The organism is Xanthocytophaga flava, assembly GCF_030068545.1.
Classification (GTDB): domain Bacteria; phylum Bacteroidota; class Bacteroidia; order Cytophagales; family 172606-1; genus Xanthocytophaga; species Xanthocytophaga flava.
Window position 1 is genome coordinate 15,965 of the sequence record NZ_JASJOR010000043.1, and the last position, 15,722, is coordinate 31,686.

The window sequence follows — 15,722 nt, forward strand, 5'->3', positions numbered from 1 at the left end:
ATCGTGAAAATGAGTGGTTTATGTTTGTACTTCTTCCCTACTGCAGCCTTCCCTGCTTTTTAACTGCTATTACCTGAAGTGGATCATTGTTTTTGGCAAGAATAATATATTCCTTACCACCTGCTGTTTTGATCTTCTGCATACGACGCACCTGACCTCGTGTATAGAAACCTGATTGTGCAGAACGTATCACCTCAAAATTACCTTTTCCTTTTCCTTCCAGAACTAACCCATGATTGGCGTCATAACGTCCCATTTCTGGTACTACATTATAGAAATTGCCTGTAAGCAAGATATCCAGTTTGCCATCCTCGTTGTAATCCAAGGTTTCTATTCCAAAAATAGGAGCAAACTGTACTTCTAATGGTAAAGCTTTCAGTGAAAACCGGAAATTGCCGTTATTGATCAGCAAACTGGTATTGGCATTGGTTACTTGCTTTACAACGGCAGATTGCAATTGTTCTTCGCTGAAGATTTCATCGATTTGTTTTCCTGCAAAGTCTGTGTACTTCACAAATTTCTTCTTCACCTCAGGTATCTGCTTCTGCAAATCGTGTTTTAGTACCATAGGATAGCTCTTACCATCTTCCGCTACACAAGTAATGATTTGCTCTACATTTCCGTTTTTATCAAAATCAGATACATATAGTTTCGCTGGAGTAGCAGTATCTCCCTTGACACGGGAGTTAATACCCCAGTTACCCAGAATAAAATCCATATCCCCATCTGCATCAATATCAGCAATCCTGATACGAGTCCACCAACCCTCTGAGTCAGGAATTGCCGATTTACTTTCACGTACCAACTTATTCCCTCTCTGGTTTTCAAAGATGGTAACCTGCATCCAGTCGCCCACCAGAATAAGTTCAGGATATTTATCTCCATTTATGTCCTGCCATACAGCATCTGTAATCATGCCCAGTTCGCTCTGAGGTAGATAGCGTTTGGTATAATTTTTAAAATTACCTGTACCATCGTTGACATACAGGTAACTGGGCGCATCATAGCCATATTTACCCGGAATCATTCTTCCCCCAATAAACAAATCGATGTCACCATCCTGATCAAAGTCGGCAGCAGCTACACAGGAACCATTGTCAGCAATGGATGGAAGTCTGGTATCTCTGGTCAAATTGCCTTTGCCATCATTGATATACAACCTATCCTGCTGTTCAGGAGAGCCATTGAGAAACTCATTACTTCCTGTTACTACGTATAAGTCTAGATCTTTATCGCCATCGGCATCAAAAAATACAGCGTCTACATCTTCATAAAGTGAATCCAGAGCCAGTGCAGGCATTTGGGTATCTGAGAAAGTTCCGTTCTTTCCCTGCACAAATAATTTCTTGGGTTGTCCTGCGGCTCCTCCCATATATACATCCTCCAAACCATCTCCATTGACATCTCCGGTTGCCAATGCAGGCCCCTGAGTAGAATACATCTGCTTGAGTAATACATCCCTATTATAATCTACAAAGTTGCTTTCCTTGTGAACGTAATTCAGATTGGAAGCTACAGTAGCATCTACAAAACACGAAGTTGTTTTAGCAGATGCATCTGGTTTCCAGACCAGATTTGCCTGAGCATGATCAAGCGTCAAATCTTTATCTGCAGTTACATGGGTGAGTATCTGTTTTTTATCATCCGGCCATACAACCGTGAGAGAATCTATCTTGGGATTTTTTCCCAGACCAAAGATCATCACCAGATCTACTGACGATTGAAATCCCCGGTTAGGCATCTGTTGCAGGTATTGTGTAGTACCCTGCTGATGTACCCATACCTTAGTACCAATACCACTCAGGTTTTTGGGATATCCTTTTAACTTTATTCGCAGGTAGTGTGATTTAAGCTTTTCTGAACTTTTATTTTTAAAGACACTTAGTGGCGAATTGATATTGCTTACTACCAGATCCATATCTCCATCATTATCCAGATCGCCATAAGCTGATCCATTGGAAAAATTAGGATCTGCTAATCCCCAGTCAAAAGCCGTATTCGTAAAACGGAGATTGCCTTCGTTTTTAAAAGCGTAGTTGGGAATGGGCTGTACTGGCATTTTATTAATCAGATCTGGAATGTTAGTCGAGCCAGTTTCCAATGCCTGCCGCATTGTTTCTTCACTACCCAGATAATTTACAAAGTCCTGATCTGTTAAATCCTTGGCAATTCCATTGGCTACAAAAATGTCTTTTAGCCCATCATTGTCCATATCAAACAGCAAAGCCCCCCAACTCCAATCTGTAGCATGCACTCCGGATAAAGCAGCAACCTCGCTAAAACTTCCATCTCCATTATTCAGATGCAGCATATTTCGGTTGAACTGGTAGTGAAAGTCTTTTGACACCAACAACCGTTGCCGATCATAGTCTTCGTATGTCATCATGGTCTTCAGACGAGTATCACTACCTGGCAACATATCTGTTACAAAAATGTCGAGATTGCCATCATTGTTGATATCTGCAATATCAGCCCCCATAGATGAGAGACTGATGTGATCCATCTCTTTGGTCAGAGACTCTGTAAAAGTTCCATCATGATTATTGATATAAAGATAGTCTCTTTCATAAAAGTCATTAGAAATATAGATGTCCAGCCAGTTATCATTATTAACATCTCCGACTGTGATACCCAGACCAAAACCTATCAGACTACCATAAACACCGGCTTGTTCACTTACATCGGTAAACCGCTCTCCATCATTTCTGAAGAATTTATGTCCTCCCAGTCTGTCACGCTGCAAACGGATATTGGCATCACGTAAAATGCTGATAGGTGTAAAGCTGTTATTGAGCAGATACATATCCAGGTCACCATCCCGGTCATAGTCAAAGAAAGCTGCATGTGTGGAAAATCCCTGATCATCCAGGCCATACTGCATTGCTTTCTCTGTAAAGGTCAGGTTGCCATTGTTGATAAATAACTCATTGGCCCGATCATCATTCTTGCGATTCCCTGAATTACATACATAAATATCCAGTAAACCATCGCCATTCACGTCGGCAAATGTTGCACCGGTACTCCAGGCACGTTTTCCGGCAACGCCAGCTTTTGATGTGATATTCTCAAACTCAAAGTTACCTTTGTTCAGATATAACTGATTATCGCCAAAATTGGAGGTAACAAAAATATCTGCCAGGCCATCATTATTAATATCACCAATGGCGACTCCTCCTCCATTATAGAAATTACGGTAATTGAAAATGTGAAAATCAGAGGTATTATCTACTTTATTGACAAAATCAATATGCGTTTTTTCGGTAGGTAGTGCTTCAAAAAGTGGGTCTTTGGGCGCTTCTTTTTTAGTCGAACAGCTTCCCAATGCTATTACCCCACATAACCAAACTATTTTTCGCATAATAAACGGTTCGTTTTTAGTAAAATGGAATAAAACTGCATATCCAATAGTATTACAATGGCCTTACATCCTTTTGCTGATAGACTTGTACAGGCGCATTATTTACAAAAAATATCCAGGTAGAATTATTTATAACTTGCACATCTTTCACATCTCCCTTAACATTTAAACCAGAAAGAGACTGGCTTACATAGTCAAACTGAAAGTTTCCTTTGTTCAGGAATACAAACCCGTGGTTAGCATCCATCTTTCCAATCCGAAGGTGATAATACGAATTGTTTCCACTCAGAAGCAGATCTTTCTTTCCATCCTTGTTAATATCCTCTATGGCAATCGCATATACAGGAGCATACTGAGCCTGAGAAGGTAATGAATGCAAAACAAATCCATGAGGAGTATTTTCCAATACACAACTTTCTGTAAAATCAATGCGATAGGTCATAGCATTATTCAATTCACCTTCAGAAAAGACATCTTCCAATGTAGCTTCTGCATAGGATTGATAATTGGTATATTTTCTTCGCAAAGAAACAATTTGTTCCAGTAACTCATCCCTACTAATAGCAGGATATTGTTTTTGCTGAATATAATAGCTCACTACCGGATCTATAATGCCATTCTTATCAAAATCTCCTGCATACATTCTCATAGGGTAGGTAACAGAAGGCTTCATCTGGCAATTGTTTCCTAAATTACCCAGTACCAGATCCAAGTCTCCATCTCCATCCAGGTCATCTCCAGCAATGCGGTTCCACCATCCGTTCAACCATTGTTGTTCAGATCGTGCATCTCTGATCTGCAAATCCTGTACTGTGGCCTGTCCATTTTTAAAGGATAAGACTTTGGGTGACATCCATTCACCAACGATAATGATTTCAGAAAAGCCATCCTTATTCATATCCATCACAAAAGCATCACTTACTAAGCCCAGCTTGAAATGAGAAAGAGGGACAGATGTAAAACTACCTTTCCCATTATTTAGTAGTATGAAACTTGCATCTGCGGCAGGAAATTCATTAGGTGTAGCAGTTCCGCCTATAAATAAATCGAGGTCTTTGTCATTATCAATGTCCAATACTTTTACACAGGAACCATTGGCAGTTTCTGCAGGCAATGCCGTTTTACTTTGTAAAAAGTGACAGGTTCCATCATTGATATATAACCGATCCTGTTGCATCATAGTATTTTTACGTTGTGAAAAATCTCCACTTACTACATACAGGTCAAGATCCTTATCGCCATCAGCATCAAAAAATACAGCATCTTTATCTTCATAGATTGAATCCTGTACAAAAGCATCTGTCCGAATCTCACTAAACAAACCACTTTTTTGTTGCAGAAAAATCTTACCAACCTGGTTTCTCGCTCCTCCCAGGTATAGATCCATTAATCCATCTTTATTGATATCCCCTTTAGCTATTCGTGCACCCGAATACGAATACTGATAAGGAAGTAAAATCTGACGGGCAAAATCATTGGCGTAATTTTCTTTGTGTGTGTAGTGTAGTATATCTGGGGTTTCCTGAAACAGACTATTATCTATGGATGTATGTACTATGCGTTGGAAAGCATACAAATCATAGCTAATCTCTATAGTTTTGTTTACTACAGTAATCGTAGAATCCTTCCATTTTCCATCCGGCCATTCAACATGAATTTTTACCGGATTATGATTTGTTCCCAACCCAAAGTGCAACACATCAAACATAGAAGATTGAAAGCCTTTTACAGGAGAGACTTCCTGGTATTGTGTCAGAGAATCAGAGGTTACATAAACTTTGGTATGTACTCCAAATGGGTTTTGCTTCGGGCCTTTAATTTTAATCTTTAGAAAACTACTTTCTGCCTGTTTATTTGGTTGGTTTGCGTCTGAGCTATTCTCTTCGTTTATATCTCTGCTTGTGTTTTTATAGATTCGAGCTTGTTCATTGTTATTATTAGTGACAATATCCAAATCTCCATCATTGTCCAGATCCACATAGACAGCTCCATTGGCAATAGTTGGTTTCTCAAATCCCCACTTTACTGATTCATCTGTGAAGGTCAGATTGGCATTATTTCTGAAAATGTAGCTATGTGTAGGTGAAGAAGGCATTTTATGGATTTGTTCCATCAGTGACTCATGGGGCTGTCCGGCAGAAGCTTTCATTTCTTCATCAGCTGTATACTTGATAAAATCAGAGTTGGTAAAGTCTTTCACTTCTCCATTGGTGACAAACAAATCTTTCCATCCATCATTATCAAAATCTGCAAACAAAGCTGCCCAACTCCAGTCTGTATTGGATATACCTGCACTTTGCCCAATCTCGCTATAGGAAACTTTGCCAACACTATTGTAACTCGAAATATTTACAGTTTGATTAAGATGTAGCATATTCCGCATATTCTGATGCCAGAATCCATTGGCGAGCATAGACTGGTAATTATTCCAGTTGTCAGGAAAGGCCAATAGCTTTTGACGAAGATTATCTTCTGGAAGCATATCCAGTGTAAAGATATCGGGTCGGCTATCATTGTTTATATCCGCAATATCCACTCCCATTGTAAAACGGGACGTATGGTCCAGTGTTTCCTGTAGCATATCCTTAAATGTACCATCACCCTGATTGATGTAGAGATAGTCATCTTCCACATAATCATTGCCCACATAGATATCAGGTCTGCCATCCTTGTTTACATCCGAAATCGCTAGTCCCAATCCAAAACCCAGTGGATTACTTTTAATACCCGCCTCAGTTGTTACTTCTGTAAATTTGCCATTTTCATTTTTGAAAAGCTTGTCACCAGCATAATCATCCCGTTTATTCCGCATCACAGAGGCATCCGGATTGCGTTCGTAACTCCTCAGATTATGGTTGAGGATAAAACAATCTAAATCTCCATCCAGATCGTAATCCAGAAAGGCAGCTTGTGTAGTATAGCCTGAATCATCCAACCCATATTCCTGTGCTTTTTCAGTAAAGGTCAGATTACCATTATTAACAAACAACTGATTGCGACGTTGCTCCAATCCCAGATTTCCAGAGTAACATACATAGATGTCCAGCCAGCCATCCGAATTGATATCCACAAGACTTACTCCCGTTTTCCATCCTCCTTTTCGGCCAGTTACCCCAGCAGCCTGGGTAATATCCTTAAACTGAAGATTTCCTGTATTGAGATATAATATATTGTCAACCATATTTCCTGTAAAATACAGGTCTATGTTTCCGTCATTGTTAAAATCTCCGGCAGCTACCCCACCTCCATTATAGAAATACTCATAGTTCAGGATATTGAGTGCTTCTGTCTCTGTAAGCTGATTAGCAAAAGTGATTCCTGTATGTTGAGAGTTCTGTTGTATAAATAAAGCAGATTTCTTCTGTTTCTGGCAAGCAAGAAAAGACACACATAACAGAACGAAGATATAATGTAAAGCTTTCATTCGGAATAAAATCAGGCTGTATAGTTTGTTAAAAGTGGTTGTATTGATTAGCCTGATCGGCATAAACTTTTCTAAGAAGAGGATTATCCGGGAGACAAACAAACTTAAAATATTTGTATAGAGCATTTATAATCAAAACAGCAACCTACTCTGGTTGCTGTTTTGACTTACTTTATATTCCTATTTTTTAATAACCAAAGTTTTGTTTCAAGTTTGGATTGGTATCCAATGCACGTTGTGGGATAGGAAACACGACAACATGATCAGGGGATTTAGCTGGTTTCTGATCAAACGGTTCCAGGAAAGTACCAAAGCGAATCAGATCGTTTCTTCTCCATCCTTCCCAATACAGTTCATGCCCTCTTTCTTTTAATAAATCAGCTTCAGTAACAGAAGACAAATTAGACAAGCCTCTGGCATTTCTTACTTGATTAACAAGATCTGCAGCAGGACTTCCACCTGTGCCACCTCTTAATGTTGCTTCCGCATTCATTAACAAAGCATCAGCATAACGAAAGAACACATAGTCGTGTCCACCTTGATCTATGTTACCAGGCTCTGGAAGATATTTAATAACTCGTATTCCAAGTTTTTCATCTGAATATAACAAATTAACATCAGGTGTAAAAACCAAAGGACTACCTCCTCTATCTTGTAGATTATTTCCAGATGGGCCTTTTTGTTGTCCAACTAGAAAGCCAGCATTGTAACCGAGTTTGTCTGTCATGCCCGGATATGCACCACCCAGACGGTCATCCTGAGCCTCAAAACTTCCATAAAAGTCAGCAAGAGTAGTAAAGCCATTCCAACCACTAGGTGTTTGATTATAATGCAATGTCATATAATAACGACTACGCACATCTGCAACAGGGGCTCCTTTCTCCTGTTGTATTACAAAAACTAATTCTTTTGATAAGTTCGTATTGTCCCAATGAAAGTTATCAAAATATTCGCCTTGTGGTTCTAATTGAAACTTACCCGAATTAATAATTGCATTTGTATGCTCAATTACCTTATTCATATCAGCAGGAGCAAATGTATAAGGACCTGCGGGTTGTTCCGGATTTTGTTTAAATACAGCTTTATTAAGATAAACTTTTGCTAAAAGAAAATGTGCAGCTTCTTTAGTAGCTCTTCCCGGAGTTGCGTTACTACCAGAACCTATTGTTGGTAGAATAGGTAATGCAGTTTCTAAATCCTGAATAATAAAATCTGTAGCCTCGCTTCTAGTTAGCACTTTAGGGTCTACATCAAACCCATCGCTTGCTTCACGGAAAGGAGCTTGTCCGTATAAATCAACTACATAGAACATGAAGAAGGCTCGTAAGAAACGTGCCTGAGCTTCAATAACGCTTCCGTCTTCTGTAGCAGCGATAACTTCAGTAGCCCTAAATACACCTGTATTTATAACATCCCAAGCGTTTGTTATCTGATTATGATTAGCGTCCCAAGTATGCTGATGTAAACGTCTCCAAGTTCCAAAATCATCCCAGTCAGTACCACGGGTAGGCCCCATCATCTCATCTGAAGTATGCTCTTCCATTGCATATACGTTCTCTTGAGATACAAGTGGGTTCAATTGAGCATATACGCCATTTAATAACGCAGTTGGATCTAAATTTGAGCCAGAAGAAGATGTGGTAGGCCGATCTAATACTTTGTCGTCTAAGTCGGTACACCCTACTATTCCTAAGAATAGCCCTCCTGCCAGAATTAGTGAAATTTTATATTGTAAAGTATTCATTTTAGATTTTAGTTAAAACTATCAATAAATGTAAGATAGACTCCTAATCCAGCTATCAGAATTCAACATTTACTCCCAATGTAACAATTCTTGGGCTTGGGAAATTAGTATAGTCAATATTTAGAGATGGAATACCGTCAATGCTAGCATCTGCATTGATTTCAGGATCAACTCCAGAATATTTAGTAAACAATAACAGATTCTGACCTGTTAAAGATACTCTTAAACTTTTAGCATATCCTCCTTGTGGTAAAGGAATGTTATATCCCAATGTCAAATTGGATAATCTGACAAAATCTCCTTTTTCCAGAAAACGAGTAGAAGGAAATGGTGCATTTATTCCACTTTCTGCACTGTTAGCAGCATCTTTGGTAACATTAAATCCGTTTTTCAAGCGTCCTTTTGTAAATAAAGCATTAGCTGTATTATTATATACATAAAACCCTGTTGAACCATTAACAAACAAACTTAGATTCCATTTACCATAAGTAAAGTTATTAGTTACCCCAAATGTAAATTTAGGAAAAGGACTTCCTACATATTCATTATTTAGTTCAGTACTGGTATATTGTCCTAATCCAGCATCATTATAGCCAATAAATGTTGGTAGGAAAAATGCATACAATGGATATCCATTTTGAATACGTTGTGCATTTACACCCGATAATCCAGAACCACGAATATTGCCTGTTTTATAAAATCCATTAAAGTTTTGAACATCATTTTTTAAGAAAGTCATATTATAGGCAAGATTCCAACCAAACTTACTTTCTCCACTTTGAAAAATGTCATATGCTACACTAAATTCCAGACCAGAATTTATAACATTAGAAGGCAAATTTCTCCAACGGGAACGAGCTGGAGCTGGAGCTGCATAGAATCCTTCAAAAAGGAGGTCTGTTGTATTTTTGTTGAAATACTCAATGGTACCAGAAAGTCTACCATTCATTAACGCATAATCTACTCCAACTCCCCATGCAGTGGTTTGCTCCCATCTAAGGTTAGCATTAGGTGTAATATCTCTCGAAACAGAAGGAATTGTTTGATCAAATTGGTAACGTCCCACTGTAATATTGGCTGGAAATTCCTGATTTCCTGTTATTCCCCAGTTTGCACGAAGTTTTAATTCATCAAACAAGCCTTCTGGCATAAAGCTTTCCTGTGCAATCTTCCAACCTGCGGCAAAAGAAGGAAAATATCCATATTTGTTATTTTTTCCAAACTTAGAAGAACCATCTACACGAAGAGTAGCAGTTAACAAATATTTATCAAGAATAGAATAATTCACACGCCCAAAGACAGATTGCAGTTCACTTTGGTTCCGATCTGAACCAGCAAAATATGCCTTATTAGATCCATTGTTATTAACCCCATTTATGTTATTAGCATATGGGAATAACTGATCTGCATCAGGCAGGAAAAGTTGTGCCTGAACAAAACTTCCTATATTTTCAAATTTCTGATAGGCAAATCCGGCTACTGCATCAAGAGTACCAAATCCTACTTTATTATTATAACTCAGTGTATGTTCAATCAGTTGAGAACGACGGCCTCTATTTTGAATTGTAGCCCTTCCAGAATTATTGGGAATATCATTAAATCCAGGAATATTACGGAAGATTGAGGTTCTTCTTTCTGAAGTTGAGTTATCAATACCAAAATTGATTTTATAGGATAAGCCTTTAATTATTTTCCATGTAGCACTTATATTTCCTAATGTCCTATATGTATTTGAATAATCATCAATTAAATTCAACATGGCGACAGGATTACGATAGTCACCACTTGGAGTACCAGTCTGTGGATTATATCCATTTGGAGTATAGTACCGTCCTTGATTATCAAAGATAGGATATGTTGGGTTTGCTTGTAATGCAGCAGCAATTAAGTTTCCCTGTGCACCGGCCCCTCCATTTGGAACATAAATGTCCTTAACACCAGAAGTTGTAAGTTGTAAATCAACTACTACTTTATCTTTAAATAAATCATGACTCGCATTGATACGGCCTGTTAGTTTATTTAAGCCTGCTTTTTTTATAACACCTTGCTGATCAGAATAGCCCAAAGAGAGACGATAACGAGAATTTTCATTTCCTCCACTATAACCTAAGTTATAGTTTTGAGAAATACTAGTTCTAAAAATCTGATCCTGCCAATTCGTACTTGCACCACCATTTACACCTCCACCAGAAGGATTACCGCCAGCACGCTCCAAAGCTGGTAAATATTCAGAAGCAGATAAAAGATCATATCTTCGTAAAGCAGAAGCGACACTGGCATTTGCAGAAAAACTCAGACTTTCTTGCCCAGCTTTACCTTTTTTGGTAGTAATGATAACTACCCCATTAGCACCTCGTGAACCATAGATTGCAGCAGCGGAAGCATCCTTTAATACGGACATACTTTCAATATCATCAGGGTTCAAAAAGTTCAATGGGTTTCTGGAAGGTTGTGTTCCAGCACCAAAATCCCTACCGCCCTCAGATACATTTCCACCATCCAACGGAACACCATCTACGACGAATAAAGGACCATTTCCACTTCGTACAGATGTAGTTCCCCGAATACGAATGTTTATACCACCACCAGGTTCACCACTGGCAGGGGTAATTTGAATACCAGCAGCACGCCCTTGCAGTAATTGTTCTGGCGAGGCAATAACCCCTTTGTTAAAATCTTTAGGACCTATTGCAAGAACAGCACCAGTCGCATCTTGTTTACGTTGCTCTCCATAACCGATTACAACAACCTCTTGTAAAGACTGAACATCCGCAGCAAGAGATACAGTAACTGAAGAACGATTACCAACTGCAATCTCTTGAGTTATATATCCTACAAAGCTAAAAACCAAGGTTGTATTATCGCTAGGTATACTTAAGCTATAACTTCCACTTGCATCTGTAGTAGTTCCAGTAGTGGTTCCTTTTACAGATACGCTTACGCCTGGTAAACCAGAACCATCAGCAGCATCTGTTACCTTACCACTTACTGTTTTTTGTGCATATGCAGTTGTGCTCAATAACAAAATCAAAAGCCATAGAAATTTCAAAGGAGAGGATCTGAACGAAATGGATCTATGTCCATCATCGGGCAGATTACCTGATTTTTGTGAAGTACCAATTGTGCTCATAACAAGTAATAAAAGGGGTGATTGATGTGAAAAATAATCTTTTTGACTGTACAGGGTATACTCTCAAAATGATACTTACTTCAATTGTGTCTAAGCATACGTAGTGTATGGTACGCAAATATAGAAAAACCACTATAATTTAAAAAAAAATAAAAAAAATATAATTATTCCCGCTTTTCAGATAAACTTCAGGATTAATATTTAATTTTTTAAATATGATATAGTCATATAACAAAAAATACAAACAAACACTTCATGATAAAGTACTATTCACTAAAAAGATTATTTACCTTTAAATCTGATATTTATGTATTACAGTACTATTATTTATGGACAGTAAGGATAGAATACAAAAAATACATAATCCTTATGAAATATAATTTATCAAAGTCTTACTATAAATATCAGCGTATAGTAGAAATCAGAATTCTTATAAAATCTTTATCTAATTTGTAGAATGAAGGAAGAACAGGGCATATTGAGATTAGAAATTTCTAAATCTACTCAATACTATAAGAAGTTCTGAGAAGGGACATTTCCGAGGATTATAGATGTCAGACTGACATCTATAATCTTCAGAATTGAGAAGACACACAAATAATGAACAAGCCAATTAATTACATTAGAATAGCCTAAAAAAGATCAAAGAAAAGGTAAAACAGTTTTCTGTCTATCTACCTTAGCAGTAGGGGTTTGTGCAAATTGGTTTACACAAAATATTTGTTTGGGGACCTCATATCTGGATAATAAACTTTTGGCTTTTTGCAAGATAAGCTCTTTGCTTTCAGGTGATAGATCCTCTATTTCCAGAAAGAGTGCTACATATTCTCCTAGTTTTGGATGAGGCATTCCTTTGATAAAAAATCGCTGATGCAGTTGCATATCGGTAAGAATATCTTGCATTACTTGCTCTACATGTTCTGCCTGAATTTTTACTCCACCAGAATTAATTACGTTGTCGTATCGGCCTTTCCAACGAAAAGCGGTATCTGATACTAGTTCTACGACATCGTTTGTTATAATGGGATCATTATTTAGTGAGGGCACATGAATGATAAGGCAATTCCGATTATCTGTTTCAAAGGTTACACCTGTTAGCGCAGTATAATAATCATGGTGAGTAGATCCATTTAAACCTCGTAAAGCAATGTGAGATACAGTTTCTGTCATACCATAGGTTTGATAAACAGGTGCTGAAAGGTGCTGAAGCATATCTTCCAGCAGAGATGAAACAGGTGCTCCTCCTATAATAATAGCTTTAGCAATATTCAGAATAGCTACTTTTTCAGAAGCCTTCTCCAGGATAGTCTGAATCTGTAAAGGCACATACGATTGAAAATCAAATCGACTTTCTACAGGCAGATCTGCAACAGGTAACGAGGAAGGTTCCAGGATAGTGAGGTGTAAATCCAGTACCAGACCTCTCACCAGCATCATCATGCCAGCAATGTATTGAACATTCAGATTTATCAGGGCAGTGTATCCGGATTGCAATTTCAGCGTGTTGCCTGTCATAAGAGCACTGGCAGCCATCTGCTTTCGGTCTAGCTCTATGGCTTTGGGTATACCTGTAGAACCTGATGTATGGATAGTAAACGTTTTTCTGCCTGTCAACCAATCATAACAGAACTGCCAGGCAATACTTTCATATTCTGTCAGTTTTTCAGACAAAGAGCCTGATCGTATTTCTTCAAAGGATACAGTAACCTTTGACTGATAAAATGTGACACTACCCATTAGTAAGAACCAAAATATTTTATCAAACGCAGTAAGTTTCTCTTTTCAGTGATTAAAGAAAAGCTGTCTGGCAAATCTGCACCAAAAATACCGGATAAAAAAGTTAGTACCCACAAACAAAAAAAGCCCTGGTTGGGGCTTTTCAATTAAATAGTATAGAATATCTCTTCTCCAAATATATTAATAAATGTCATGTCCGATTATACGCATCTCCAGATCATCTGCCACGTAGGCAACTTCCATAATCATATCTTTTACTAAATCCTCTGTGCAATGATCAAACAAAGCAGCAGCAGCCACTTTCAGAAAACCTTCATGAATCATCACCTTACTGTAGTATAACTCCTGATTCAGTTCCAACATAGCCCGGTGATCAATTTCAGGGCGTAGTGTGCAAACTGTAGACATAAACTCAAGCATAGTACCCTGTGGACGATCAATCAGATATCCGGTTACGCTTTGAAAACGATCTCTGTTTAATGGTACAGTAATAATCGTGTTTTTGTATGAATACTCTACAAAGCGGCCATCAATTTCAAGTGCCAGTTTTTCCATGGTAGTTGTTAAGTCCATAAGCGAAAGTGTTGAGGATGAATACTTGGTACTATTGACAGGTAAGGTATGCTCTCTATTTCTTTATGAAAGGTTTGCTACAGCTAAACCGATTTACAACTATAGATACTAAAACTATGAAAAAAGTAAACGCAAATCTGCATTTTTATGAAAAAAATTATTTGTGTAAGATTATACCCACAAAAAACAATAAAAATTACATAATAGACTCATTATCAGAGATAAGATAAAAAATGTATTCAGGAAACCTATTTTTTTTTATTTCGTATAACCAATAAATTTTAAAATTGCACCGTTTTATAACATAAATCCCCTTCAATGCCCAGATTTTCTACAATGTAATTATTTTCTGCTATTTTATCTTTTTGTCTTTAGCATCCAATTCTGAAAGTTAAGCTCTGGCTTGCTTTTTGTCTTAGAGTGCATAGATATACTGAGCATTGAAGTCACTATAATTATACTATAATTCTAGCAAAACGAATATCACATAAATAACCTCGAGATGTCTTCACAATCATCCTTACAGAACGCAGACGAAACCAACAATGAGTTTTCCCATGGACTTGACAATGGGAAGCTGGATCTGGAAAAGAAACACTACGAAAGTTTTCTGTCCAGTCAGGTATTATATAATCAGTCTATTGAAAAACTTCAGAACCGGAAAAGCGAATTAGCCAGACTGGAGACGGAGTTGCAGGAAGCTCAAAAAGAATCAGCTCAGTGGATTGAGAAATCCCAGCAACATACACATCATATACCATTGAAAGAGCAACAGGCAGACCGTCTTAGAGATACAGCGAACAAAGCAGGCATAGAAAAAGAACAATTACGTGAACTTCGCAAAAATACACGTAATGATAATCCGTTCCTGATAGGCTTGTTTTATGTACTTGCCGGATTGCTGTTCATTACAGGTGATCTGATTATCTCTAAAGATATTGTAGCCTATGCCTTTGGATTTAAGGGCTTTGAAGCATGGAGCTTTGCAGGTGGTCTTGCAGCCTTATCACTGTTGCTCAAACCAGCCTACGAACGGCTGATCGAACATTACTATCAGGAAGGCAAATATAAACGATATATCTACTTTAAGATGGTATTGCTGTTTTTTGCTTTAACTACTATGGCAGTTCTTGGGCTTTACCGATATGATGCGTTTCGTGTAGACAAAATGAAAGCATTTTTAAACAACGAAGCTACGTATCTGCAAAGTGGTGCCGGAACCAATAGCCCTACTCTGATAGCTAAACTTGACAGCTTGCGCAGACAACGTATTCAGTTGAATGAGGAATTGTTGAATGATCCCTGGGGAGCGTGGTCTTTTGTGCTCACAGGTATCCTATTTGCGGTATCAGGAGCGGTTTGTCTGGGTGTAGGCACACCTATTGTACAAACGTACTGGAAACGCTGGGTACAAATTCCTATACGTATCGGACAAATGAAACGCCTGGAGAAACGTACTCAGAAAGAACTTGAGAAAGTGGAAACACAACTATCTCAGGAGAAAGCACAGAAAGCCATAAGTGAAAATCACCTGGCTATGTTTTCTAAACCTGAAGAGCTGCAATCCGAAATTAAGACGGTTCGTGCTGAGATTCGTGATCTTACAGACCAGCAAGGTTTATACGATGTAGAGAGAAGAGTTTCTCAATACAATGATGGATATGTACGGGGTAAAGTAGAACAACGTACTGAACAACGCCCTAATGGCCACGTTGATATTGTAAACGCCAATGGACAGGCCGTTCATTCATAGATT

General features: G+C 38.1%; 7 protein-coding genes. 1 reads left to right on the plus strand and 6 read right to left on the minus strand.

All coding sequences use genetic code 11. The features are described from left to right. Positions 1-37: 37 nt before the first annotated feature. The 6 genes from QNI15_RS35470 to QNI15_RS35495 all read right to left on the minus strand — a co-directional run bounded on the left by QNI15_RS35470 (position 38) and on the right by QNI15_RS35495 (position 13,966). Positions 38-3,358, minus strand: a complete 3,321-nt coding sequence (locus QNI15_RS35470) for a VCBS repeat-containing protein (protein WP_314036625.1) — start codon at positions 3,356-3,358, stop codon at positions 38-40. 52 nt (positions 3,359-3,410) lie between these two features. Continuing rightward, entirely contained in the window at positions 3,411-6,782 is a 3,372-nt protein-coding gene (locus QNI15_RS35475; protein ID WP_314036627.1) for a VCBS repeat-containing protein, read from the minus strand. 187 nt (positions 6,783-6,969) lie between these two features. Further along, a complete protein-coding gene (locus QNI15_RS35480) occupies positions 6,970-8,526 on the minus strand; it encodes a RagB/SusD family nutrient uptake outer membrane protein (protein WP_314036629.1) in 1,557 nt (518 codons plus the stop codon). Positions 8,527-8,581: 55 nt separating this feature from the next. After that, positions 8,582-11,656 carry a SusC/RagA family TonB-linked outer membrane protein gene (locus QNI15_RS35485; protein ID WP_314036631.1) on the minus strand — a complete coding sequence of 1,025 codons (3,075 nt, stop codon included), beginning with the start codon at positions 11,654-11,656 and terminating at the stop codon, positions 8,582-8,584. A gap of 642 nt (positions 11,657-12,298) precedes the next feature. Continuing rightward, positions 12,299-13,393, minus strand: a complete 1,095-nt coding sequence (locus tag QNI15_RS35490; protein ID WP_314036633.1) for an AMP-binding protein — start codon at positions 13,391-13,393, stop codon at positions 12,299-12,301. A gap of 180 nt (positions 13,394-13,573) precedes the next feature. After that, on the minus strand, positions 13,574-13,966 hold the full coding sequence (locus tag QNI15_RS35495; protein ID WP_313985289.1) for a hypothetical protein: 393 nt from the start codon (positions 13,964-13,966) through the stop codon (positions 13,574-13,576). Between the two features lie 502 nt (positions 13,967-14,468). Here QNI15_RS35495 and QNI15_RS35500 point away from each other — a divergent pair. After that, a complete protein-coding gene (locus QNI15_RS35500) occupies positions 14,469-15,719 on the plus strand; it encodes a hypothetical protein (RefSeq protein WP_314036635.1) in 1,251 nt (416 codons plus the stop codon). Positions 15,720-15,722: the final 3 nt, after the last annotated feature.